Source organism: Nocardioides sp. SYSU D00065 (genome assembly GCF_017916425.1).
GTDB lineage: Bacteria > Actinomycetota > Actinomycetes > Propionibacteriales > Nocardioidaceae > Nocardioides.
The window spans coordinates 929,882-954,044 of record NZ_JAFMSX010000001.1; the positions used below are offsets into that span (position 1 = coordinate 929,882).

At 71.7% G+C, this 24,163-nt stretch carries 17 protein-coding genes; 6 read left to right on the forward strand and 11 right to left on the reverse strand.

Going from position 1 to position 24,163, the window contains the following annotated elements; all coding sequences use genetic code 11:
- Window positions 1-408: 408 nt before the first annotated feature.
- Genes J3P41_RS04565 through J3P41_RS04575 form a run of 3 tightly spaced genes read right to left on the reverse strand, consistent with a single transcriptional unit; the run spans window position 409 to window position 3,596 of the window.
- Window positions 409-1,341, reverse strand: coding sequence for a carbohydrate ABC transporter permease (locus J3P41_RS04565; protein ID WP_210649019.1), 933 nt, complete (start codon window positions 1,339-1,341; stop codon window positions 409-411).
- Window positions 1,338-2,267, reverse strand: coding sequence for a carbohydrate ABC transporter permease (locus tag J3P41_RS04570; protein WP_210649020.1), 930 nt, complete (start codon window positions 2,265-2,267; stop codon window positions 1,338-1,340). The genes J3P41_RS04565 and J3P41_RS04570 overlap by 4 nt, the downstream gene beginning before the upstream one ends.
- 3 nt (window positions 2,268-2,270) lie before the next feature.
- Window positions 2,271-3,596 (reverse strand): ABC transporter substrate-binding protein, encoded by a 1,326-nt coding sequence (locus tag J3P41_RS04575; RefSeq protein ID WP_210649021.1) that lies wholly within the window; start codon window positions 3,594-3,596, stop codon window positions 2,271-2,273.
- Window positions 3,597-3,764: 168 nt separating this feature from the next.
- Between J3P41_RS04575 and J3P41_RS04580 the strand changes: the two genes are divergently transcribed.
- From J3P41_RS04580 to J3P41_RS04590, 3 genes are read left to right on the forward strand one after another with little or no spacing between them, the layout of a single operon-like run.
- Window positions 3,765-5,786, forward strand: a complete 2,022-nt coding sequence (locus J3P41_RS04580; RefSeq protein ID WP_210649022.1) for a beta-galactosidase — start codon at window positions 3,765-3,767, stop codon at window positions 5,784-5,786.
- Window positions 5,786-6,595, forward strand: coding sequence for a DeoR/GlpR family DNA-binding transcription regulator (locus tag J3P41_RS04585; RefSeq protein ID WP_210649023.1), 810 nt, complete (start codon window positions 5,786-5,788; stop codon window positions 6,593-6,595). Before J3P41_RS04580 ends, J3P41_RS04585 begins: the two co-directional genes overlap by 1 nt.
- A complete protein-coding gene (locus tag J3P41_RS04590) occupies window positions 6,592-8,742 on the forward strand; it encodes an alpha-galactosidase (RefSeq protein ID WP_210649024.1) in 2,151 nt (716 codons plus the stop codon). Before J3P41_RS04585 ends, J3P41_RS04590 begins: the two co-directional genes overlap by 4 nt.
- A 125-nt stretch (window positions 8,743-8,867) precedes the next feature.
- On the opposite strand, the gene J3P41_RS04595 is transcribed toward J3P41_RS04590, so the two are convergent.
- Window positions 8,868-13,688 (reverse strand): family 16 glycoside hydrolase, encoded by a 4,821-nt coding sequence (locus J3P41_RS04595; protein WP_210649025.1) that lies wholly within the window; start codon window positions 13,686-13,688, stop codon window positions 8,868-8,870.
- A gap of 141 nt (window positions 13,689-13,829) precedes the next feature.
- On the opposite strand from J3P41_RS04595, the gene J3P41_RS04600 reads away from it, so the two are divergent.
- Complete coding sequence (locus J3P41_RS04600) at window positions 13,830-15,989, forward strand: MMPL family transporter (protein ID WP_210649026.1); 2,160 nt, start codon at window positions 13,830-13,832, stop codon at window positions 15,987-15,989.
- Here the strand turns inward: J3P41_RS04600 and J3P41_RS04605 are convergent.
- The gene (locus J3P41_RS04605) at window positions 15,986-16,240 is read right to left on the reverse strand and encodes a hypothetical protein (protein ID WP_210649027.1); all 255 of its coding nucleotides are present in this window, start codon (window positions 16,238-16,240) and stop codon (window positions 15,986-15,988) included. The two genes, J3P41_RS04600 and J3P41_RS04605, sit on opposite strands and share 4 nt — an antisense overlap.
- 49 nt (window positions 16,241-16,289) lie before the next feature.
- Window positions 16,290-17,189 carry a mycothiol conjugate amidase Mca gene (gene mca / locus J3P41_RS04610; protein WP_210649028.1) on the reverse strand — a complete coding sequence of 300 codons (900 nt, stop codon included), beginning with the start codon at window positions 17,187-17,189 and terminating at the stop codon, window positions 16,290-16,292.
- 38 nt (window positions 17,190-17,227) lie between these two features.
- Here mca and J3P41_RS04615 point away from each other — a divergent pair, with 38 nt between their 5' ends.
- The gene (locus J3P41_RS04615; protein ID WP_210649029.1) at window positions 17,228-17,617 is read left to right on the forward strand and encodes a DUF4307 domain-containing protein; all 390 of its coding nucleotides are present in this window, start codon (window positions 17,228-17,230) and stop codon (window positions 17,615-17,617) included.
- A gap of 203 nt (window positions 17,618-17,820) precedes the next feature.
- Window positions 17,821-18,312 carry a transcription elongation factor GreA gene (gene greA, locus J3P41_RS04620; protein WP_210649030.1) on the forward strand — a complete coding sequence of 164 codons (492 nt, stop codon included), beginning with the start codon at window positions 17,821-17,823 and terminating at the stop codon, window positions 18,310-18,312.
- A 290-nt stretch (window positions 18,313-18,602) separates the two neighbouring features.
- Here greA and ilvA read toward each other — a convergent pair whose 3' ends face one another.
- The 5 genes from ilvA to J3P41_RS04645 are packed head-to-tail and all read right to left on the reverse strand — an operon-like array spanning window position 18,603 to window position 24,105.
- A complete protein-coding gene (ilvA, locus tag J3P41_RS04625; protein ID WP_210649031.1) occupies window positions 18,603-19,811 on the reverse strand; it encodes a threonine ammonia-lyase in 1,209 nt (402 codons plus the stop codon).
- Window positions 19,808-21,211: an AI-2E family transporter gene (locus tag J3P41_RS04630; protein ID WP_307861830.1), complete on the reverse strand. Its 1,404-nt coding sequence runs from the start codon at window positions 21,209-21,211 to the stop codon at window positions 19,808-19,810. Before J3P41_RS04630 ends, ilvA begins: the two co-directional genes overlap by 4 nt.
- Before the next feature lie 10 nt (window positions 21,212-21,221).
- A complete protein-coding gene (locus J3P41_RS04635) occupies window positions 21,222-22,628 on the reverse strand; it encodes a glutamate mutase L (RefSeq protein WP_210649033.1) in 1,407 nt (468 codons plus the stop codon).
- The gene (locus J3P41_RS04640; RefSeq protein ID WP_210649034.1) at window positions 22,625-22,948 is read right to left on the reverse strand and encodes a DUF202 domain-containing protein; all 324 of its coding nucleotides are present in this window, start codon (window positions 22,946-22,948) and stop codon (window positions 22,625-22,627) included. The genes J3P41_RS04635 and J3P41_RS04640 overlap by 4 nt, the downstream gene beginning before the upstream one ends.
- Complete coding sequence (locus J3P41_RS04645; RefSeq protein WP_210649035.1) at window positions 22,945-24,105, reverse strand: cystathionine gamma-synthase; 1,161 nt, start codon at window positions 24,103-24,105, stop codon at window positions 22,945-22,947. The genes J3P41_RS04640 and J3P41_RS04645 overlap by 4 nt, the downstream gene beginning before the upstream one ends.
- Window positions 24,106-24,163 lie beyond the last annotated feature (58 nt).

The window sequence follows — 24,163 nt, forward strand, 5'->3', positions numbered from 1 at the left end:
GCACTTCCCTCGGCGAATTCGCCCGGGGAAGTGCCTGCTCGCCGACATACCCTGATGAAGCACAGGCGCCGGCCACCGCCGGCCGGCCGGCGATCCCAACGTCCCAGCGGCCCCAGCTTCATCAAGGTATGTCGCTGGATGGGCACTCCCCTAGGTGCATTCGCCTGGGGAAGTGCCTGCTCGCCGACATACCGTGATGAAGCACCAGCGCCGGCACCGCCGGCCGGCCGGCGATCCCAAGAGTCCCAGCGGCCCCAGCTCCATCAAGGTACGTCGCTGGATGGGCACTTCCCTCGATCAGTTCGCCTGGGGAAGTGCCTGCTCGCCGACATACCGTGATGAAGCAACGGCGACCCGGACCCCCAAACGCCCGAACACCGAACGCCCGGACCCCCGGACCAACCCACCTCAGCCCTTCGTCGAGCCCAGCGTCAATCCGGACACGAACTGCTTCTGCAGGGCGAAGAACACGACCAGCACCGGCAGCGCGACCAGGATCGACCCCGCCGCGACCAGGTTGGTGTCGGTGAAGAACTGGCCACGCAGGTTGTTGAGCGCGGACGTCACCGGGTACTTGCTGCCCTGCTGCAGCAGCACGGTCGCCCAGAAGAACTCGTTGTAGACCCAGGTGACCTGCAGCGTCGCCAAGGCTGCCAGCGCAGGGCGTACGAGCGGCATGGTGAGCTGCCAGTACTGCCGCCACACGCTGGCGCCGTCGAGCTCGGCCGACTCGTAGAGCTCGTGCGGCAGCGTCTTCATGTAGTTGCTGAGCACGAAGGTGCAGAAGCCGAGCTGGAACGCGGTGTTGACCAGGATGAGCGACCAGAAGCTGTTCAGCATCGATCCGGAGTCGCTCATGAACAGCGGCAGCGGGATCTCCCGGAACAGCCGGAAGACCGGGATCAGCAGGGCCTGCGGCGGCAGCAGGTTCGCAGCCAGGAACACGCCGAGCAGCGTCAGGTTGAACCGGAAGCTGAACCGCGCGAGCACGAACGCCACCATGGACGACAGCCATAGGGTGAGCAGGACCGCCGGCACGGTGATGAGCAGCGAGTTCTTGAAGTGCAGCCCGAAGTTGCCGCGGGCCCACGCCTCCTCGTAGTTGTCGAGCGTCCACCCGCCCAGCGACAGGTAGCCGTTGGCCTGGGTGTAGTCGTAGTCGCGGAACGAGTTGACCAGCGCCCACACCAGCGGGAAGAGCCACGCGAGCGCGAGCACCGCGACGAGCACCGTGACGACGGTGCCGCGCGGGCTGCTCAGCACCCCACCCGTACGGGACGTGGTCCCGGCCGCCGGCGCGGCGGTGGGAGGCGGGGTCGCGACGGGTGTCTCGTACGTCATCGGGACCGCTCCTCCTTGAACACCACGCGCAGGTAGAGGGTGATGAAGACCGACGAGATGAGCATCATGATCACCGCGAGTGCCGAGCCGAACCCGTAGCGCGTGGCCTCGCCGATGACGTTCTGGCTCACCAGCGCGGCGATGATCTCGAGTCCGTTGCGGCCCTTGTTGATCACCCACACCAGGTCGAAGGCGCGCAGCGACTCGATGACCACGATGACGATCACGATCATGTTGATCGGCCGCATCACCGGGAAGATCACGTGGAAGAAGGTGCGCACCTCGCTGGCCCCGTCCATCGCGGCCGCCTCGCGCAGCGACGCGTCCACGCCCTTCAGCCCGGCCAGGTAGATGAGCATGATGTAGCCGGTGTGGCGCCAGGCGGTGGCGACGAGCACCGCCCACAGGTTCACGTCGGGGTCGCCGTACCAGTCGACCGTGGTGCCGAACACCTGGTTGATCAGCCCCTGGTCGCGTGAGTAGAACAGCTGCCAGATGAAGCCGATGAGCGCCAGCGACAGCACCACGGGCATGTAGAAGGCGGTCTGGTAGAACCGGCTCCCCCGCATCTCGCGGTCCAGCACCACCGCCAGCACGACCCCGAGGATCGTCGGCAGGACGAAGAGGAACGCCAACCAGATGAGGTTGTGCTGGATCGCCGGCCAGAACGGGGGGTAGATGGTGGTGATGTCCTCGTAGTTCTGCAGTCCGACCCACTCGATGGTGTCGAGGCCGCCGAAGCCGTTCCAGCGGGTGAAGGACAGCAGCACCGAGCCGAGCGCGGGCAGCCAGACGAGCCCGACCACCAGCAGGGTGGGGACGGTGATCATCGCGACGACGGTGAGCCGGTCGCGCGGGGGTAGCCGGCGCTTGCCCGGAGGGGACGCGGCCGCCTGGCGCGGCGGCGCCTCGGTGGTCTCGGACATGGTTCAGGCGAAGATCGACTCGGCCTGCTCCTGGATGCTGGCCGTGACGCCGTCGATGTCGTCGGGGTTCTTCAAGAACTCCTGGATGGACGGGATCATCACGGTGTTGGCGAAGTCGGCGTTGGTGTCCCGGTCCATGAACTGCGCGATGTTGGCCGCCGCGCTGACGACCTCGGCCGACTTCTTCTGCAGGTCGCTGTACGTCGCCGTGCTCGCGCCGGAGTTGGCGGCGATGAAGGGGGCGTCGGCGCCGTTGTTGGCCGCGTCGGCGGCCGCGGCGCTGCCGAGCCACTTGGCCATCTCCTTGCCGGCCTCCTGGTTCTGCCCGGCCGCCGCGACGCAGAACCCGTCGATGGGGGCGTCGAGCGCGTCGGAGCCGATGGCCGGGTCGAGCTCGGGGAAGGTGAAGAAGTCGAGGTCCTCGCCGTTCTCACCCAGGGCGTCGACCACGAAGGTCCCCAGCAGGTACATCCCGCACTCGCCCTTGCCCATGGCCGTGGCCGCCTCCTGCCAGGTGCGGCCCAGCGGGTCCTCCTGGTGGTAGGGCAGTAGCGTGCGCCAGGTCTCGAAGACCTGCTTGACCTCGTCGCCGTCCCACTGCTCGTCGCCGGCCATCAGGCTCATGTGGAAGTCGAAGCCGTTGAGCCGCATGTTGAGGATGTCGAACGTGCCCATCGCCGGCCACCCGTCCTTGTCGCCGAAGGCGAACGGCGTGATGCCCTTGCCCTGCATGTCCTCCATGAGCGCCATGAAGTCGTCGTTGGACTCGGGGGCGGTCCAGCCGTTCTTCTCGAACACCGACTTCCGGTAGAAGACCGCCCAGGGGTAGTACTGCACGGGCACGAAGTACTGCTTGCCGTCGGCGGCGGTCGAGGCCTGCTTGAAGGAGTCGTCGAGCCCCTCGATCGGCCAGATGTCGCTCAGGTCGGTGATCAGCCCCGCCTCGGCGAACTGCGCCATCCGGAACCCGGCGAACCAGGTGAAGACGTCGTCGGGAGTGCCCTGCAGGTAGGTGTTGATGCTCTCCTGGAAGGTGTTGTGGTCCACCGCGTTGAGGTCGACCTTGGTGCCGGTCTCCTCGGTGTACGCCGCCGCCATCGCGGCCAGCCGGTCGTGGGCGGCGCCGACCCCCTCGGCCTCGTTGATGCCGAACTTCACCGTGGCTCCCGACCCGGTGGCGGGCCCGTCGTCGCCGCCGCACGCGGCCAGCAGGTTCGCTCCGCCCACCGCGAGGCCGCTGAGCGCCATGCCGCGGATCACGGAGCGCCGCGTCGCGGCCACCGTGGCCACGGCGGAGCGGGGGACGGCGGCGGAACGGGGACGGGGCATGACGGCCTCCTGGGGACAAAATCAAACAGGGGTGCACAGCATGTGACGCCCCTCACACCGACGTCAAGCCTCTCCGAGCCGCCAATCGACACCGGATCGAACACTTCCGAACGGATTTCGACTCGGGGGCGTTGACTTCGTCGTGTGAGGGTCGCCACAGTGGGCGGCATGCCCGTCCCCTTGCCGGCGCTCGCCTTCGGCGGCGACTACAACCCCGAGCAGTGGTCCCGCGAGATCCACGAGGAGGACCGCGCGCTGATGCGCGAGGCCGGGGTCGACCTGGTCACCCTCGGCGTCTTCTCGTGGGCCTGGCTGCAACCCGAGCCGGACCGCTGGGAGTTCGGCTGGCTTGACGACCAGATGGACTCGCTGCACAGCGCGGGCATCCGGGTCGACCTGGCCACCGCCACCGCCAGCCCGCCGCCGTGGCTGACCCACCGGCACCCCGAGGTGCTCCCGGTGACCCACGACGGCCGTACGCTCTGGCCGGGCGGGCGCCAGGCCTTCTGCCCGAGCTCGCCGCTCTACCGCGACTACGCGCTGACGCTGTGCACGGCGTTGGCCGAACGCTACTCCGAGCATCCGGCGCTCGCCCTGTGGCACGTGTCCAACGAGCTGGGCTGCCACAACGCTCGCTGCTACTGCGACGTCAGCGCCGCCGCCTTCCGGACCTGGCTGCGTCGCCGGTACGACGACGACGTGGCCGTGCTCAACGACGCCTGGGGCACGGCCTTCTGGTCCCAGCGCTACGACGACTTCGAGCAGGTGCTGCCGCCGCGGGTCGCTCCCACGCACGCCAACCCCACCCAGCAGCTGGACTTCCTGCGCTTCTCCTCCGACCAGCTGCTCGACAACTTCGTCGCCGAGCGCGACGTGCTGCACCGGGTCTCCCCCGGCGTGCCGGTGACGACCAACTTCATGGTCATGCGCCAGACGGCGGAGATGGACTACCTGCGCTGGGGGCGCGAGCTCGACGTGGTCTCCAACGACCATTACCTCATCGCCGCCGAGGCCGGCGGGCACCGCGAGCTCGCGTTCAGCGCCGACCTCACGCGGGGCACGGCCGGCGGGCGACCGTGGCTGCTCATGGAGCACTCCACCAGCGCGGTCAACTGGCAGCCGCGCAACCGTGCCAAGACGCCCGGCGAGATGATCCGCAACAGCCTCTCCCACGTGGCGCGCGGTGCCGACGCGGTGCTGTTCTTCCAGTGGCGGGCGTCGCGGGCGGGCGCGGAGAAGTTCCACTCCGGCCTGCTCCCCCACGCCGGCACCGACACCCGCCAGTGGCGCGAGGTGGTCGAGCTCTCGCGCGTCCTCGACGCGGTGGAGGAGGTCGCCGGCAGCACGGCGCGCAACGAGGCGGCGATCCTGTTCGATTACGAGGCGTGGTGGGGGTGCGAGCTGGACTCCCACCCCACCGTCGACGTGCGCTACCGCGATCGCGCCGAGGACCTCCACCGGGCGCTGTCGGCGCTCGGCGTCGGGGTCGACGTCGTGCACCCCAGCGCCGACCTGTCGTCGTACCGTCTCGTGCTGGTGCCGACGCTCTACCTCGTCTCCGACGCGACCGCCGCGGCGCTCACTGCTGCTGCCGAGGCCGGGGCGACGGTGGTCGTGACCTACTTCAGCGGGATCGTCGACGAGCACGACCACGTCCGCCTCGGCGGCTATCCCGGCGCCTTCCGCGACCTGCTCGGCGTACGCACCACCGAGTTCCTGCCGCTGCTCGCCGGTCAGCAGGTGCGGGTCGAGGGCCTCGAGGGCGGGCCGGTGACGGCCGACGTGTGGACCGAGGACCTCGAGCTCGCCGGGGCCGAGGCGGTCGCCACGCACGTCGACGGACCCGCCGCCGGGCTGCCCGCGATCACCCGGCGTCCGGTCGGCGCTGGCGCCGCGTGGTACGTCGCCACCCGGCTCGACGCGGCCGGCACCGACCGGCTGGTCGAGCGACTGGTCACCGAGGTGAGGCTCGAGCGTCTCCCCGGCGCCTCCCCCCTGGTGGAGGTGACCCGCCGGGTGGGCGAGGGCGCGAGCTGGCTCTTCGTCGTCAACCACGACAGCGAGCCCGCCGAGGTGGCGGTCCACGGCGTGGAGCTCGTCAGCGGGCAGGAGGTCGCCGGCGACCTCGTCGTCGCAGCGGGCGGCGTCGCGGTGGTACGCGAGGCCGCTGCCGGCGGGCAGGTCGCCTGATGCTCGCCGCCCAGCGCCGGGGACGCATCCTGGCCGAGCTCAGCCGGGACGGCACCGTCCGCGTGACCGACCTCGTCGAGCTGCTCGGCGTCTCCGACATGACGGTGCGCCGCGACCTCGTCGCCCTGCACCGGGACGGCCTGCTGGAGAAGGTGCACGGCGGCGCACTCGCGGTCGCCGAGCCGTCGTCGTCCGAGCCCGGGTTCGCCGCCAAGTCGGTGCAGCTGCGGCGCGAGAAGGAGGCGATCGCGGCAGCCGCCGCCGAGCTGGTGCACACCGGGATGGCCATCGCGGTCTCGGCCGGCACCACCACCCACGCCCTCACCGAGCACATCGCGCGCATCCCCAACCTGACCGTCGTCACCAACTCGGTGTGGGTGGCCGACGTGCTGCACCGCACCGGTGACGCCACCACGTCGGTGCTGCTCACCGGCGGCCTGCGCACCCCGTCCGACGCGCTCGTCGGTCCGGTTGCGGTCTCCTCGCTGCGCACGCTGCACGTCGACGCGTTCTTCATGGGGGTGCACGGCATGGACGTGCGCGCCGGCTTCAGCACGCCCAACCTGCTGGAGTCGGAGACCAACCGGGCGATGATCGAGCGCTCGCGGCGCCTGATCGTGTGCGCCGACTCCAGCAAGTGGGGAGTCGTCGGGCTCAGCAGCATGGCGAGCCTGTCCGAGGCAGCGGTGCTGGTCACCGACTCCGGCCTCTCCGCGCAGGCCAGCGGAGCGCTGGCCGACCACGTCGGCGAGCTGGTGGTCGTCGACCCGGTCGACGACGACGCCCTCGACGCGGCGGAGGACGCATGAGCGCGCCGGCCGCGCCCGGCGCGGTGCACCTGACCCGCGCGGGCGTGAGCGTCGTGGTGGGACGTGACGAGGCCGGGGTCCCGGTGCTGCTGCACTGGGGTGCCGCGCTCGGCGACCTCGACGACGCCGCGCTGGCGGACCTGGTCGCCGCCCGCCGGCCCGGCGTCGCGCGGTCGTCGTACGACGTGCCGCGCCGCACGGGGCTGGTCCCTGACAGCACCCGCGGGTTCTCCGGCACCCCCGCTCTCGCCGGGCACCGCGTCGGCGGCGCCGCCGCTGCCGTCGCACCCAGCCTGGTGGACTGGGAGGTGCGCGGCGACGACGCGGCCGGGGTGACGTGCACGGTCACCGACGACGAGGCCGGCTGGCGGGTCGAGGTGGTGCTGCGCCTCGACGACGCCGGGCTGCTGCACGCTCGCACCGAGGTCACCAACACGGCCGACGGCGACCTGCACCTCGCCTCCGTCCTCACCGTCCTACCCGTCGCCGCGCATGCCACCGAGCTGCTCGACCTGACCGGACGCTGGTGTCGCGAGCGCACGCCGCAGCGCCATTCCTGGGTCCAGGGGACCCATCGCCGCGACGCCCGCCACGGCCGCACCGGGCACGACGCGACCCTGCTGATGGTGGCGGGCACCCCCGGCTTCGCGTTCGGCCGCGGCGAGGTCTGGGGAGTCCACACCGCCTGGAGCGGCAACCACACGACGTACGCCGAGCGCACACCCGAGGGCGACTGCCTCCTCGGCGGCGGCGAGCTGCTGGCGCCCGGCGAGGTGGTGCTCCGCCCCGGCGACACCTACCGCTCACCGGAGCTGCTGGGGTCGTGGTCGGATCGGGGGCTCGACCCGCTCAGCCACCGCTTCCACGCCCACCTCCGCGCGGTCACCCCGCGAGCCCGCACCGAGCGCCCGGTGATCGCCAACACCTGGGAGGCGGTCTACTTCGACCAGTCGCTGGAGCGGCTCGCCGAGCTCGCCGACGTGGCCGCGTCGATCGGCGTCGAGCGCTTCGTGCTCGACGACGGCTGGTTCCTCGGCCGCCGCGACGACACCCGGGGGCTCGGTGACTGGCGGGTCGACCCCGAGGCGTGGCCGCACGGGCTGGGACCGCTGGTCGACCACGTGACCGGCCGTGGCATGCAGTTCGGGTTGTGGGTCGAGCCGGAGATGGTCAACCTCGACTCGGAGACCGCGCGCCGGCACCCCGAGCGCGTGCTGCGCGGTCGCGCCGCCGCTTCCCCGCCGTGGCGCCAGCAGCAGGTGCTTGACCTGCAGGACGAGGCGGCGTACGCCGACCTGCGCGAGGCCCTCCTGGCGCTGCTCGACGAGCTGGACGTCGCCTACCTCAAGTGGGACCACAACCGCGACCTCACCGACGTCACCCACGCCGGCCGCCCCGCGGTGCACGGGCAGACCCGGGCGGCGTACCGGCTGCTCGACGAGCTGCGCGAGGCGCATCCCGCGCTCGAGGTCGAGTCGTGCTCCTCGGGCGGGGCGCGTGTGGACGCCGAGGTGCTCAGCCGCACCGACCGGATCTGGCCCAGCGACACCATCGACCCGCTGGAGCGCCAGCACCTGCAGCGATGGACGTCGCTGCTGGTGCCGCCGGAGCTCATCGGCTCGCACGTGGGCGGCCCCACCTCCCACACGACCGGGCGCACCCATCCGCTGCGCTACCGGGCAGCCGCCGCCCTGCTGTACTCGTTCGGGATCGAGTGGGACGTCACCACGCTCGACGAGTCGCAGCTGGCCGCGCTGCGCGACTGGGTCGCGCTCCACAAACAGGTGCGCCCGATCATCGGCAGCGGCACGCTGGTGCACCCCGACCACCCGGACCCGGCGGTGCTCGTCACCGGCGTGGTCGCCGCCGACCGCTCCGAGGCGTGCTTCGTGGTGGCGACCGTCGCGGCCACGGCGACGCAGCACCCGGCGCCCCTGCGACTGACCGGGCTCGACCCCGACCGGGCCTACCGGCTCGTCGAGGAGATGCCGCCGGAGCCGGGCGGCGCCGACCTGACCGACTCCTGGGCCGCCTCCGGCCGCGTCCTGACCGGACGGGCGCTGGCCGGCACGGGTGTTGCGCTCCCCGTCATGCATCCCGAGGACGCGCGGGTACTGCGCCTGTTCGCCGTGGACGTGAAGAACTAGCGCCGCCGCCCGCACTGGTGGCGGGCGGCGGCGGCGACCACGGCCGTGCCGGATGGCGCACGGCCGGGGGTGCAGTGGTCCGAGTGGGAGAGCGCTGACTGCGCTCTCCCACCCGGACCGCGGTGTCAGCGCTTCAGGCGGACCTTCACCCGCTGCGTGGTGCCGTCCTCGTTGCGGACGACGAGCACCGCCTTGACCGACTTCTTCGTGCCGAGCAGCATGCGGGCCCGCTTGTTCAGCTTGAGCTTGACCGTGCCCTTGTCACCCGCCTCCAGGTCGAAGGAGCCACCGCCGAGGCGCTTGCCCTTCTTCCCGGTGGTGCGCAGCACGACCTTGCCCTCGCAGTCGACCGGACCGCAGCGGAGCGCGAGCTTCGCCTTGCGACCGTTGGACGTCGCGTCGACCGAGCCGCGCTTGATCACCTTGACCGTCGGCCCGTCCGGCGGGGTCGTCGGCGGGGTGGTCGGCGGGGTGGTCGGCGGGGTCGTCGGCGGGGTCGTCGGCGGAGTCGTCGGCGGGGTCGTCGACGTCACCACCTCGAGCTGCGCGGTGCCCTGCCCGGCATCGACCGCCAGGTCGCCGGCGTAGTCAGCCACCAGCTCCACAGTGCCGGCAGCCTCGAACGGTCCGACCTCGAACGTCGCCTTCCCGTCCTCGAGCTCCACACCGGGCAGGTCCGTGCCGTCGACCGACAGCACGACCTCACCGGTCGGCACCTCCTCGGCCGCCGAGGTGACCTCGACCTGCACCTGCGCCTTCTCGCCCGTCTCGACCTGCTCCGGCGCGGTGACGGTGACCGTCGCGGGGACGTTCTCCGGGTCGGCCAGCTCCTTCACCTGCACGTCGCGGTAGAAGACGTTCTCGCCCCCGCCGTGGTTCTGCAGGCCGAAGTGCGAAGGCCACTTGAGGCGATTCGCCTGGTTGGGGTCGGACGCCGGGCTGGTGAAGTCGTTCACCAGCACGTCGTTGAGGAAGACGCGGATGCGCCGGCCCTCGACCCGGATCTCGTAGTGGTTCCACTCGTTGAGCCCCTTGAGCGCCGCGTCCCGCTGGGCGTTGGCCCCCTGGAACGTGTAGATGGCGCCGGTGGTCCGGTCAGGCAGGTCCGTGGCGTCGATCTGGATCTCGTAGCCCCGGTCGACAGCCACCCACGGGTCGCCCGCCGGGTTCGGCGTGCCACCGTCCTGGCGAGGCGTCGTCTCCGGGTTCGGGAACCCGACGAACACGCCGCCGTTGTCGTCCTTGGTGAGCTTCCAGTCCAGCTGCAGCGAGTAGTCACCCTCCAGCGGCTCGGAGTGCCAGAGCAGGCCCATCCCCCCGTTGGTCTTCAGCGAGCAGTCCGCCTCGCGGGTGAACACGCCGGGGCCGGCCATGTTCCAGTCCTCGAGGCTCGACGCGGTGCCGTCGAAGAGCATCCGGTAGCCGGGGTCGGCCTCGGTGGCCTGGCACGTGTCGGGCTCGACGACCGGGTCGACGAGCTTGAACCAGTCGAACACCCCGGTCTGGCTGCCGGTGCCGTTGTAGGCGGCGACGCCGATCTTGGGGGCGACCAGGCCCGTGGACGGGTAGCCCGCGCCCATCGACTGCCACGTCGCGCCCTGGTCGACCGACCAACGGCCCTGGATGGCGCTGCCGGTGGAGACCATCTGCAGCTGCAGGTCGTCCGGAGCGGCGCCCTCGGGCAGGTCGGCGTTGGTGTAGACCATGTCGCCGTTGATGCGGCGACCCAGCTCCAGCACCCAGTCGCCGTCCGGCTTCTCCATCGCGACGAACTTGGCGTAGTTGGTCGCGCTGGTCCAGGCGACCAGACCGCCCTGCAGGTAGTCGTCCGTGCCGGTCATCGTGAGCTGCGTCGCGGCGGCCCAGGGGCCCTCGGCGGGCGAGTTCTGCAGCACCATGTTCTTCGCGTCGACGGCGCCTCCGGAGAGGTCACCGCCCTGCGCGGTGATCCGCAGCTGGCCGTCGGCCACGGTGACGCCGGTCGCCGTCTTGTTGAGGATCGTGCTCCAGCGACAGGTGTCGAGCGTGGTGCCGTCGAACTCGTCGTCGGCACCCGGCACCTGCCCGGGGGCGCACGCCTGACGAGCACCGAGGTCGAGGTAGTCGAGATTGACGTTGCCGTTGTCGCCGGCGTCGCGCTGGATCTTCACGACGTTGGCGCCGGCCCTCAGCTCGAGCTGGTCGGTGACCGAGCCCCACTCCTTCCAGGTCGCGAAGGGCGGCAGCGAGATCTTCTTGGCGAAGACATCGTTGACGTAGACCGACATGACCTTGGTCTGGTTGGCCTGCGGGTTGGGGCCGTTGGCGTAGCCGAGCGTCACGTTGTGGTAGCCGGCCGCCGTCGCCGTCACGTCGAAGGTCACGGAGGCGCCGTCGACCTCGAAGCCGCCGACGTAGCCGGCGCCGCTGTAGCCGGCGTGCTCGGTCTGCACCCGGTTGCGGTCACCGGTGATGGTCCCGACCTCGGCCTCGACGCGACCGCCGGTCGGGTCGACGACCTTGAGGTGGTCGAGGTTGACGTTGCCGTCGTCACCGGTCTCGTAGGCGATCTCCACGGTGGTGACCCCGGCCGGCAGGTTCACCCGGACGGTGTGCGTGCCCCACGTCTTCCAGTCGCCCAGCGGCGGCAGGACGATCGTCTGGAGCACCCCGCCGACGTACAGGCTCATCTTCTTGGCCTGGTTGGGCTGGGGGTTCGGACCGTTGGCGTAGCGCAGCTGCAGGTCGTAGGCGCCGGCGCGGGGAGCGACGATGTCGACGGTGACACCGGAGCCGATCGTCTGGATCCCGTCGACGAAGCCTGAGCCGGTGTAGCCGGCGTGCTCGGTGTCGATGCCGGCGGTGCCGGTGAGGACGCCGTCCTCGAGCTCGTAGATGCCGTCGGCCGGGGCCTCGGGCTCGGGCTCGACGTAGCCCGGGTAGCTGTTGAGGGTGTACCACGCCTCGGTGCTCCACAGCGTCTCGCCGGAGGCCGATGCGAACGGCCGGGGCGAGCGGAGGTGGACGACGCGGTCGGGCTTCATGCCGTCGACCTGGAGGGTGACGGTCTTGCCGTCCTCGCTGGCGGTCGCGCTGGTGACCGCGAGGCTCTCCTCATCGAGCTTCGGGCCGCCGTACTGCGCGGTCGGGCGGTAGCGCCACTGCTTGAGCTGGTAGGCGTCCGCCAGGCCGGCGAGGGTCTCCTCGGAGAGGGGCTGGGTGTACTCGATCTCGAAGCCGCCCTCGACGACGTCCATCGACGCCATGTCGAACGGGGTCTTGCCGCTCAAGGAGAGCTTCTGCAGGCCGAACCGCTTCTTGCCGGCCTGACCCCAGTTGCCGCCGGCGCCGAGGCCGCCGATGATCAGCGAGCCGTCCGGACCGGCGAGGACGCGGCTGACGCCGGCCTCGAGGCCCTGCGTCATGCGGAAGAGCGCACCCTGCTTGGCACCGTCGACCTCCTCGAGGTCGGCGCGCTGCAGGCCGCCGTAGGTGACGTCGCCGATGAACATCTGGCCCGCGTAGGGGCCCTCCTCGACGACGATCGGGGTGCTCGGGGAGTTGGCGATCTCGTTCTGCGGCATCCACAGCACCGGCTTGGTGACCGGCTGGTCGTCGAAGCGACCGGGCGTGCCGTCCTTCTCGGTGGTGAAGTGGTTGTAGAACTCGCCGGGCTTGATCTCGATGAGCTTGTTGGCCGGCAGCCAGGCGCCCTGGTTGTCGGTCACGAAGATCTCACCGTTGGCGCCCCAGCCCATGCCGTGCGGGGTGCGGAGGCCGCCGGCGACGTAGTCGATGCGGCCGGTCTCCTTGTCGATGGTGATGTGCGTGCCGCGGTCCTGCGATCCCTGCGGGACGGTCGTCGCCCCGCCGCGGTTGATCGAGACCGACAGGTTCACGTGGAACTTGCCGTCCTTGTAGAGCATGCCGAAGCCGAACTCGTGGAAGTTCGTGTCGAAGGGGTAGTCAGCGATCTTCTCCTCCGACTGGAAGACGCCCTGGGCGTCCTCGCCGGTCAGCTTGATCAGGCCGGTCTTCTCGGAGATGTAGATCTCGCCGTCCACGACCTTGATGCCCTGCGGCTCCTTGAGCCCGCTGGCGATCAGCGTCCGCTCGACGTCGGCCGGCGAGGCGGCGTCCTTGACGCCGCTCAATCGGTGCAGCTCACCGAGCTCGGTGTCGCCCGCGTCGTTGTTGTTGCCGCCCCACGTGAGGACGAGCAGGTCGTCGCCCAGCCACTCGAGTCCGGTGACCTGGGGCTCGAAACCCTGGGGACGCAGGTCGGTGAGCTCGTAGGCCGGGTTGACCCCGTCGAGCTGCAGGCCGTCGCCGGCCGAGTCGTTCTGTCCCTCGCAGTACTTGAAGCCCGGGTCGACGACCCGGGTCACGTTCGCTTCCGTGCTGAGCACGGAGGTCGGGACGGTCGTGAACGCGGTCGCACCGGGCGGCATCCACTCGAGCAGGAGACGCTCCCCGCCACCGGCCTCGAAGTAGTCGACCCGCAGCTCGTGCACTCCTGCGGTCAGAGGGACGCTGCCCTCCATGGCGGTGTCACCGTGCAGGCCGTCGTGGTCCACGACGACCTGGTCGCCGATGGTCAGGCGGGACCCGTCGTCGCTGGTGAGCCGGAAGCGGTACGTACCGCTCGTCTCGACGCTGAGCCTGGCCAGCGCCTCGACCACGAAGTTGTCCTCGAGGCCGCCGAAGTCGGCGGGGGTGCTCCAGTTAATCGTCTGCTTGAGCACGTCGACGTTGGGCGTCTGACCGCTCTTGAGCGTGCAGAGCTCCGAGATGCTCTGCCCGAGCTGGTAGGCACGCATCGTCAGCCCGGGCTCGTCGTTCGGCGGGATGGCCGACGCGGCGCTCGGCACCGTGGCGGCGAGGCTCGCCGCGACGGAGGCGGCGAGGGTCGCGGCAGCCCAGCGGCGTACGCGACGGGGTGGAGCGGTGGAGGGGGTCTTCGACACCGGCAATACCTCTCGGGAACCCGGGCACGAGGCACGGGCAGGGGGATGTGACGACGCTCACCCTAGGTCGAATGCGGCGGTTTGTGAACAACTTTTGCCTGCTGATCGTCAAAAGGGGTGACGCCGGTTACAGTCACGCCTGTGCTCGACGACCTGGGACGCCTCCTGCACCGCTGGCGCACCTGGATCGCCGGGGTGTGGGTGATCGTCGTGCTGCTCGGCGCGACTCTCGGGGGCGCGGTGTTCGACCTGGCCGAGTCCCCCGACTCGCTGCGCGAGGGAGCCGAGTCGGCGCGTCTGCAGGAGCGGCTCGACGCCGTCGACCCGGAGGGCGAGCTCGTCGTCGCCGTGTTCTCGGGAGCCGACCTCTACGGGGTCGACCTGATCGACCAGGCGAGCAAGGTCATGCACGAGGTGCGCGACCTGCCCGACGTGGTCGAGGTGCGCGACCCGTGGACCACCGGCGCCCAGGACCTCGTCGCGCCCGACCGCTTCGGCACGGTCGTGACGGTCGAGATCGACCCGACCGTCGACGACGACCGGGCCCGCGCAGCCGTCGAGCGGGTGGACCGCACCCTGCGCAAGGTCGCCATGCCCGAGGTTCTCGTCGGCGGCCCCTCGCTGGCCGAGGAGGCCTTCGGCGAGCAGGCGATCCAGGACGCGGCCCGCGGCGAGGGGGCGGCAGTCCTCGTGCTGGTGGTGGTGCTCGCCCTCGCGCTCGGCGGTGTCGTCGTCGGCGTGCTCCCCGTCCTCACGGCCCTCGGGTCGGTGTGCGTGGCACTGCTCGCGCTGGCCGGGCTGGCGCGGGTGAGCGCGGTGAGCGAGTACGCCGTCAACGTGGTGACCCTGCTCGGGCTCGGCCTCGCCGTCGACTACGCCCTGCTCGTGCTGGGCCGGTTCCGAGAGGAGCGCGAGGCCAGCCCCCGCGCCGATCCCGCCGACCTCCTCGCCCGCACGCTCGCGACGTCCGGTCGCACCGTGCTCGTGTCGGGGCTGACGGTCGGCACCGCGCTGGCCGGTCTGCTGCTGCTCGGCGACCCGGTGCTGTCCCCGATGGCGGTCGGCGGCCTCGTCGCCGTGGCTGCGGCCACGCTGGCCGGCCTGACCCTCATGCCGGTGCTGGTGGCGTTCGGCCACCGCCGGATCCCGGCACCCCAGCCGGGTCGGTTCCTCGGCGGCACCCCGAGCGCGCACGCGCTGCTGCCCCGCCTTGCCCGGTTCGCGCAGGCGCGACCGTGGCCGGTCCTGCTCGGCTGCACCGCGTTGCTGCTCCTGCTCGCCACCCCGCTGCTCTCGCTCGACCTGCGCAACTCCGACGCCCGCTCGCTCCCCCGCGACAGCGAGCCGCGGCTCGCGCAGGAGACGATCGAGCGCGACTTCCCCGAGCAGGCCGCGACCCCGATCACGGTCCTGGTGGACGGCGCCTACGACTCCCAGCAGACCGCCGACGCCCTCGCCCGCCTGGGCGGGATCCCCGGCGTGGCCGACGTGACCCTGCTCGACCCCCTCCCCGACGACGTGAGCCAGATCCTGGTCGAGCCGCGGCCCGACGCCGCCGGCGACTACGACGGTCCCGACGGCCAAGACCTCGTACGCCGGCTGCGGGCCGCCGACCTGGGCTCCGACGTGCTCGTCGGCGGACCGGTGGCCGAGCTCGTCGACACCCGCGCCGCCCTCGCCGACCGCGCACCGTGGGCGATCCTCGTCGTCACGCTCCTCACCGCGCTCCTGCTCGGTCGCCTCACCCGCTCGGTCGTCGTACCCCTCAAGGCGGTCGCGATGAACCTGCTCTCCCTCGGCGCCACCCTCGGCGTCGTGGTCGCGGTGTTCCAGTGGGGCTGGGCGTCGTCCCTGCTCGGCTTCGACTCCTGGGGCGCGCTCGACGTCACCACCCCGCTGCTGCTGTTCATGTTCGCGTTCGGGCTCTCGATGGACTACCACGTGTTCCTGGTCGCCCGGATCCGTGAGGCCTGGGACGAGTCCCTGGCCCGGCCGCGGCGGCGCAAGGAGCGAGCCGTCGACCCGCGCGTGCTCAGCGACCGTGCCGTGATGAGCGGCATCACCGCCTCCGGCCCGGTCGTGACCCTGGCGGCGGTGGCGATCGGGATCGTCTTCCTCGGCTTCGTGGCCGGGGAACTCATCGCGGTCAAGGAGATCGGGGTCGGCATGACCGTGGCCGTGCTGATCGACGTCACGCTCGTACGCGGTCTGCTGCTGCCGGCGGCGATGACCCTGCTCGGCAGGTGGAACTGGTGGGTGCCGGGGCGAGCTCGTCAGGCTGCTGCCGCCGACCCGGCCTAGCGCTCGTCGCGGTTGGGCGTCGACGCCGAATCGTCGACCGATCCTTCGGTCGACCCGTCGGCCGGCTGGTCGCCGTAGAGACCGGCGTCCTTGGCGGCCTGCGCCTTGCGCAGCTGCTTGACCAGGCTGAAGGCGAGCACGACCACCGCGAGGATCATGAAGATCCAGATGGCGAAGCCCAGCGGTCCCGCCTTGACCTCGGTGGGCTCCGGGGTGGGGTCGGCGGCAAGAACGATCAGCAGGTCGAGCATGCTCCCAGTGTCCCACTCACCCCCTGACGGGTCCGAGTCGGCCGACGGCTCAGGGAGCGGGGGCCGGAATGCCGGCGAAGAGGTCGTCCTCGGGAAGGCTGGTCTCCACCGTCGACTCGACCAGCTCGAAGTCCTCGGTGGGCCAGACGTTCTGCTGGATCTCGCGCGGGATCGCGAACCACATGCCGTCGGGGTCGATCTGCGTCGCGTGGGCCAGCAGCGCCTGGTCGCGCACCCCGAAGTAGTCGCCGCACGGGACGCGGGTGGTGATGCGCTCATCCCACTCCGGCTCGCGCTCCCACTTCTCCAGGCGCTCGGTGTAGGGCGACTCCAGGCCGTGGGCCAGCATCGCCTCGTGCAGGGCGTTGGTCTTCGCCCAGCTCCAGCCGTGGTGGTAGTAGAGCTTCATCGGCTGCCACGGCTCGCCGGCGTCGGGGAACCGGTCGGGGTCGCCGGCCGCGGCGTAGGCGGCGACGGAGACCTCGTGGCAGCGGATGTGGTCGGGGTGCGGGTAGCCGCCGCGCTCGTCGTACGTCGTCATCACGTGCGGGCGGAACTCACGGATCAGCCGGACCAGGCGCTCGGCGGCCTCCTCCAGGGGGACCAGGGCGAAGCAGCCCTCGGGCAGCGGCGGCAGCGGGTCGCCCTCGGGCCAGCCGGAGTCGATGAACCCGAGCCAGTCCTGCCGGATCCCGAGGATGTCGCGGGCGCGGTGCATCTCCTCGCGCCGGATCTCGGTGATGTTCTCCCAGACCTCGGGGCGGTCCATCTTGGCGTTGAGGACCGAGCCCCGCTCGCCGCCGGTGCAGGTGACGACGTGCACGTCGACGCCCTCGGCGACGTACTTCGCCGTCGACGCGGCGCCCTTGCTCGACTCGTCGTCGGGGTGGGCGTGGACGTGCATGAGTCGGAGTCCGGCGCGGGGCCGGTCTGCGGAGGGCTGGGCCATGGGCCTGAGTCTAGGAGCAGGCGCTTAGGCTCGTGTCCGTGACCACCGACCTCGCCGACCGGTACGGCGCCCCCTCGCGGTGGCAGCGCCCGGTCATCGTCGCTCTCGCGGTCGTCCTCGCGGTGGCTGGCCTCACCTGGCTGGCCTGGACCGCCTGGTTCCACAGCACGCCGCAGGTGGAGTCGGAGGTCGTGACCTTCGAGGTGACCAGCGAGCACGAGACGCAGGCGCGCGTCGACGTCACGCTCGCGGACGGGGTCGAGGCCACCTGTCGCGTACGCGCCCACGCCGAGGACCACACCCCTGTCGGCGAGCTGGCGTTCACGCCCGTCGCGGGCACCAACGAGGTCGTCATCCGCACCGAGCGGCGGGCCACCTCGGTGGAGAAGCTGGGCTGCACCACGGACGACCAGCCGCGCCCGCGCTGAGCGTACGGCCGCCCCGGAGAACGCGACCTGCGCTTTTCGGTCCGGCTTGCTAGCCTGTCGGTCTGCCCGTCCGGCAGCGCTGGCCCACGTCTGCTGCCGCGCTGACCCTGATCGGACGGAAGAGCACACCGACCGGATGCGGTTGCGCTGAGGCACATCCCCAGCACATGCGCATCAGCACCACGCGAAGCAGGAGTAGTGACATGACCGACCAGGGCACCATCTGGCTGACCCAGGAGGCCTACGACAAGCTGCAGGCCGAGCTGGAGGACCTCAAGGGTCCCAAGCGCCAGGAGATCATCGAGCGCATCTCTGCCGCCCGCGACGAGGGCGACCTCAAGGAGAACGGCGGCTACCACGCCGCCAAGGACGAGCAGGGCAAGCAGGAGGCCCGCATCCGCCAGCTCGAGGACATGCTCCGGCGCGCCGAGGTGGGCGAGACGCCCGCCAACGACGGCGTCGTGGAGCCCGGCATGGTCGTCACGATCGACTTCGGCGGCGGCGACACCGAGAAGTTCCTGCTCGGTGCCCGCGAGAACCTCACCGAGGGCGACGACCTCGACGTCTACTCGCCGCAGTCGGCGATGGGCGCTGCGATCAACGGCAAGTCGAAGGGCGACGAGGTCACCTACACCGCGCCCAACGGCAAGGACCTGACCGTCACGATCGTCGACGCGGAGCCGTACCGCGCCTGACCTGCCCGGTCACCGCCGTCACCCCGTCACCCCCGTCACCCCGTCACCGCCGGAGCGGTGCGCCAGCCACATCCCAACGTCTTTGAATCTGGCTGGGGCACCGCTCCGCCGTTTCTCGGGGATCAGGCCCCGGTTGCGATCCCCGGCTAGCCGGGGAAGCTGGAGCCTCACCCCCGAAGTTTCGGCCGGTAACCTCGAGTTTCCCCGGCTAGCCGGGGATTCCCACATCGGGCCAGGCCCCAGGGCCGGGCCCCAACACCGGCCCCACCCGCACCCCCAACGCGCGCCGGTCAGTCGTTGACGCGGTACCCGCGCTCGCGCAGGCGGTCCATCAGGTGCTCGGCGTGCGCGTCGCCGCGCGTCTCGAGCTGGATGCGTACCTCGACCTCGTTGAGGGTCAGCGAGGGCGAGATCCGCTCGTGGGCCACCTCGAGCACGTTGGCCCCCTCCGCACCGACCTCCGAGAGCAGCGAGGCCAGCCCGCCGGGAAGGTCGGGGATACACACCCGGAGGTAGAGGTAGCGCCCGGCGGCGGCGAGGCCGTGCCGGATGACCTTGCTCAGCAGCAGGGGGTCGATGTTGCCGCCGGAGAGGACCGCGACCGCGGGGGTCTCGAAGCCGCTCGGGTTGTCGAGCATCGCCGCCACCGCCGCCGCACCGGCCGGCTCGACGACCTGTTTGGCCCGCTCCACCAGCGCCAGCAGCGCCCGCGACAGCGACTCCTCGGACACCGTGATGATCTCGTCGACGTGGTCGCGCACCGCGGCGAAGGTGATCTCGCCGGGTCGCCCGACCGCGATGCCGTCGGCCATCGTGTTCATCGACTCCAGCGGCACCGGCTGTCCGGCGGCCAGCGAGCCGGGGTAGGCGGCCGCGCCCTCGGCCTGCACGCCGACGACGCGTACGTCGGGACGTACGGCCTTGACCGCGATCGCGACCCCCGCGAGCAGGCCGCCCCCGCCGGTGGGCACCAGCACGGTGCGTACGTCGGGCGACTGCTCGAGGACCTCGAGCCCGAGCGTGCCCTGACCGGCGACGATGTCGACGTGGTCGAAGGGGTGGATCAGCACCGCCCCGGTCTGCTCGGAGAACTCCCGGGCGGCGGCGAGCGAGTCCTCGAGGTAGCGGCCGTGGAAGACGACGTCGGCGCCGTAGCCCCGGGTCGCCTTCTCCTTCGGGATCGGCGCCCCCTCGGGCATGAAGACGGTCGCGCGGATGCCGAGCGTCGCGGCGGCCAGGGCCACGCCCTGGGCGTGGTTGCCGGCGGACGCGGCGACGACCCCGTTGGCGCGCTCCTGCGCCGACAGCCGGGCGATGCGGACGTACGCGCCGCGCGACTTGAACGACCCGGTCCGCTGCAGGTTCTCGCACTTGAGCGCCACCGGTCCCCCGGCGAGCGCGGAGAGCCACCGGGACTCCTCCATGGGCGTGGTCACGGTGACGCCGTCCAGCATCTCCCGCGCGGCCACGATGTCGGCCAGGGTCACCTGCTGGGTCATGAGGGGTCCTCCACGTGCGGGTGGTGGTCGACGCGCCGGCCGTCCGACGGAGCGTCGGGGCCGGCGAGGGGGCTGTCGTCCTCGGGCACGACGTCGGGGGGTACGCCGTCGGTGGCGAGGTCGACGTCGAGGGCGTCGTCGGGGTCGTCCTCGCCGATGGCGGTGTAGCTGGCCAGGTGCTGGGCGACGGCGTTGCCGGCCGCCGCGAGCGGTACGGCGATCAGCGCGCCGGCGATCCCGGCCGCGATCACCCCGCACGCGATGGCGACGATCACGCCCAGCGGGTGCAGGGACACGAAGCGGCCCATGAGGAACGGCTGCAGGATGTGGCCCTCGATCTGCTGCACCAGGATCACCCCGCCGAGCATCAGCACCGCGGTCCACGGGCCTTGGTCGACGAGCGCGACGAGCACGGCGACGGAGCCGGCGACCGTGGCGCCGATCATCGGCACGAAGGCGCCGAGGAACACCAGCACCCCGATCGCGACCACGAAGGGCACGCCGAGGAGCCAGGCGACGATCATGATCCCGATCGCGTCGGCCAGCGCGACCAGCACGGTCGCTCGTACGAACTGGGTGAGCGAGACCCACGCGACGCGACCGGAGGCGTCGACCCGCTCGCGCGCGGCGCGGGGCGCGATGCGTACGAGCCAGGCCCAGATGCGGTCGCCGTCGGCGAGGAAGAAGTAGGTGGAGAACAGCACGATGAAGAACCCGGCGACCACGTGCCCCAGCGCGGTGCCCACCTCGGTGACGCGGGTGACCACGCCGTCGGTGTCCGTGCTGTCGGTCACCGCCCCCTGCAACTGCTCGATGTAGCCGTCGAGCTGGGAGTCGGAGACGTGGAGCGGACCCGTACGCAGCCACGCGCGGATCTGCTCGAGCCCGTCCACGACGGAGTCGGCCAGGTCGCTCGCGCCCTGCGCGACCTGCTGCCCCACGAAGGTCAGCAGCAGCGAGACGGTGCCCAGGCCGAGCACCAGCACGATGCCTGCCGCGGGTCCTCGTGGCAGGCCGATCCTGCGCAGCGCGGTCACCAGCGGCACGGCCAGCGCCGCGGCGAGCAGCGACACCGCCAGTGGGAGGGTGACCACCGCGAAGTGGCGCAGCGTCCACAGCAGCCCGAGCGCGGCGATGCAGATGACGATCAGCCGCCACGACCAGGCAGCGGCCAGGTCGAGCCCCCACGGCACCTGCGCCCGGCTGAAGTTGGACGGTCCGGTCGTGAAGGCCGGCTCGCTGCGGCGCTCGGCGCGCATCTGCGCCCACTGGCCGAGAATCCGCTCGGTGAGGCGGTCCTCGTCGTCGCCGCGCTGCAGGGCGGCGAAGAGCCGACGCCGGATCGAGTCCTCCTCGGTCTCGAGGCTCCGGTCGGGGTCGGACGCGCGCTGCTCGCTCACATCGGCCACGCTACCCATCACCGGCCGTGCGCAGGCGGCTCACCAGCCGGTGCGCCGTCAGGGGGTGCTCCTCGGCCAGCAGGCCGGCCGCCGCCAGGACGTAGTCGTGGTCCACGACGACGACCGGGTCGCGGGGCAGCTGCCACCCGCCCTCGAACGCGTCGCCGGTCGCCGGCAGCAGGACCCGGCGTACGCCGTCGGGGCCGCCGTGGCGCAGCACGCCGCCCGACCCGACCAGCAGGTCGACCTCGCGCAGGTCCTTGCCGCTGCGCTCCACGACGCGTCCCTCGGGGCTGACGACCACCCGGCTGCGACCGGCGTGACGCTCCAGGGCGAGCCGGACCGCGGCGGCCGCGATGTCGAGGTCGGCGTCGCGCTCGAGCGCCGGGTCGGGGCAGGTGTCGGGCAGGAGGTCGGGATGCGCGCGACGGCGGCGCGCGGCGTCGGCCAGGTGGTCGAGCCCGGCCGCCTCGACCGTTGACACGGCCGACCAGCGCATGCCGAGGTCGCCCTCGACGGTGCGGGTCACCGGCGTCGTGGCGACGACCTCGCGCGCCAGCCCGCTGTCCTCGGGGTCGAGCTCGACGACGCTGTGCACGTCGGTGGTGGCGCCGCCGACGTCGACGACCACCACGTCGCCGGCTCCCGGGTGCGCGTCGTCGAGACCGCGGGCGAGCAGCTCGACGCCGGTGAGCACGACGTCAGGGGTGGCGCCGCGGACCAGGTCGGTGAACGACCGGCCCCGTCCGTCGGTGCGGCTGCTGAGGTGCTTGCCGCCGATGACGTGGCTCAAGAAGATCTCCCGGATGGCCCGCCGGGCGCTGTCGGGAGCCAGGACGCCGATGCGCGGCACGACGTTGTCGGCCAGGACGTACGGCGTTCCCGCCTGCTCGAGCAGGGCCTGGACCTGCGGCTGGGACTCGACGTTGCCGGCGACGACGACGGGCCCCGGCCAGGGCGCGCTCGCGAGGAACGCCGTGTCGCCCTCGAGCACCTCGGAGTTGCCGCCGTCGGTGCCGCCGACCAGCAGCACCACGTCGGGCTCGCAGCCGCGGAGCTCGGCCAGCTTGGCGGCGGTCAGCCCGCCGGACAGCACCAGCACCACCTTGCCGCCGCTGGACAGCGCGACCCGGCGGCCCGCCTCGGCGGTCACCAGCTCCTCGTTGCCGACGACCGCGATCCGCAGCCCGCCGCCGGCGCTGGAGCATGCCCGTACGTCGGCGTCCTCAGCCCGCGGGTCCTGCTCGCGCAGGGCCGCCAAGCAGGCGTCGTACCCGTCGAGCACGTCGCCGGTCCCGTTGGGGCCGGGCAGCGTGGTGGGGTGGCTCGCGGTGGCCAGGAGCGCGCCCGTGGCCAGGTCGACCAGGGCCGCCTTGGTGAAGGTCGAGCCGAAGTCGACGCACACGACGCTGCTCACACCACCACCGAGATGCCGGCCACCACGATCAGGGCCACCACGGCGAACGCCAGGACGTGCACCGTGCGCCCGACGGGAAGCTCACGGCCCTCCCGGATCGCCCGGTCGGCCTGGCGGAAGCGGAGCCAGCCGCCACCGGCGGCGACCAGGGCGGAGGCGACCAGCAGCATGCCAAGCAGTCGCTGCGACCAGGACGGGTCGAGCAGGTGGAAGACCGCGAGCGCGGCGGCGACGAGCCCGACGGCCGTGCGCTCGTAGGCGAGGAAGGTGCGTTCGTTGGCCAGCGAGAACCGGACGTCGGGGCCCTCGGGCGTGCTCACCCCAACGCTCGGTCGAGGTCGGCGAGCAGGTCCTCGACGCTCTCGATGCCGACGCTGAGCCGGATGAGGTCGTCGGGCACCTCGAGGTCGGTGCCGGCGACGCTGGCGTGGGTCATCCGGCCCGGGTGCTCGATGAGGGACTCGATGCCGCCCAGCGACTCCGCCAGGGTGAAGACCTCGGCCCGCTCGCACACGGCGAGGGCCCGCTCGACGCCGCCGGCGACCCGGAAGGAGACCATCCCGCCGAAGCGCTTCATCTGGCGCGCGGCGACCTCGTGGCCGGGGTGGCTGGTCAGGCCAGGGTAGATCACCTCGGTGACCCGCGGGTCGGCGTCGAGGAAGGCCACGACGCGCTCGGCGTTGTCGCAGTGGCGGTCCATGCGCACGTGCAGGGTCTTGAGCCCGCGGTTGACCAGGAACGAGTCGAAGGGGCCGGCCACCGCTCCCATGGCGTTCTGGTGGAAGGCGATCTTCTCGGCCAGCTCGAGGTCGCGCACGATCACCGCTCCCCCGACGACGTCGCTGTGCCCGCCGACGTACTTGGTGGTCGAGTGCACGACCACGTCGGCGCCGAGGGTCAGCGGCTGCTGGAGGTAGGGCGAGGCGAAGGTGTTGTCGACGACGAGCAGCGCGCCGGCGTCGTGGGCGACCGTGGCGAGCGCCTCGATGTCGCCGATGGTGAGCATCGGGTTGGTGGGTGTCTCGACCCACACCAGCCGCGTCCGACCCGGCTCGATGGCCGCGGCGACGGCCTCCGTGTCGGCCACGGGCGCCGGGCTGTGGTCGAGGCCCCAGACCTTGGCGACCTTGTCGAAGAGGCGGTACGTGCCGCCGTAGGCGTCGTCGGGGATGACCACGTGCCCGCCCGTGCCCGTCAGGGCCCGGATGATCGTGTCCTCGGCGGCCAGGCCGGACGCGAAGGCGAACCCCCGCACGCCGTCCTCGACGGCGGCGAGGGCGCCCTCGAGCGCCGTACGCGTGGGGTTGGCGGAGCGGCTGTACTCGTAGCCGCCACGCAGGCCGCCGACGCCGTCCTGCTTGTAGGTGCTGCTGGCGTAGATGGGAGGGATGACCGCCCCGGTCATCGCGTCGGGCTCGTAGCCGGCGTGGATCGCACGCGTCTCGAACCCGGTCTTGTTGGCGCGTTCCTGGGTCACCCTCCGAGCGTAGACCCCGCCGCCGACGCTGCGGACAGCGCAACGGCCGCCACACTCC

Coding starts and splice junctions, on each gene's coding strand:
- J3P41_RS04565 (WP_210649019.1), bottom strand. CDS start 1,341: ATGACGTACGAGACACCCGTCGCGACCCCGCCTCCCACCGCCGCGCCG.
- J3P41_RS04570 (WP_210649020.1), bottom strand. CDS start 2,267: ATGTCCGAGACCACCGAGGCGCCGCCGCGCCAGGCGGCCGCGTCCCCT.
- J3P41_RS04575 (WP_210649021.1), bottom strand. CDS start 3,596: ATGCCCCGTCCCCGTTCCGCCGCCGTCCCCCGCTCCGCCGTGGCCACG.
- J3P41_RS04580 (WP_210649022.1), top strand. CDS start 3,765: ATGCCCGTCCCCTTGCCGGCGCTCGCCTTCGGCGGCGACTACAACCCC.
- J3P41_RS04585 (WP_210649023.1), top strand. CDS start 5,786: ATGCTCGCCGCCCAGCGCCGGGGACGCATCCTGGCCGAGCTCAGCCGG.
- J3P41_RS04590 (WP_210649024.1), top strand. CDS start 6,592: ATGAGCGCGCCGGCCGCGCCCGGCGCGGTGCACCTGACCCGCGCGGGC.
- J3P41_RS04605 (WP_210649027.1), bottom strand. CDS start 16,240: ATGCTCGACCTGCTGATCGTTCTTGCCGCCGACCCCACCCCGGAGCCC.
- mca (WP_210649028.1), bottom strand. CDS start 17,189: ATGGCCCAGCCCTCCGCAGACCGGCCCCGCGCCGGACTCCGACTCATG.
- greA (WP_210649030.1), top strand. CDS start 17,821: ATGACCGACCAGGGCACCATCTGGCTGACCCAGGAGGCCTACGACAAG.
- ilvA (WP_210649031.1), bottom strand. CDS start 19,811: ATGACCCAGCAGGTGACCCTGGCCGACATCGTGGCCGCGCGGGAGATG.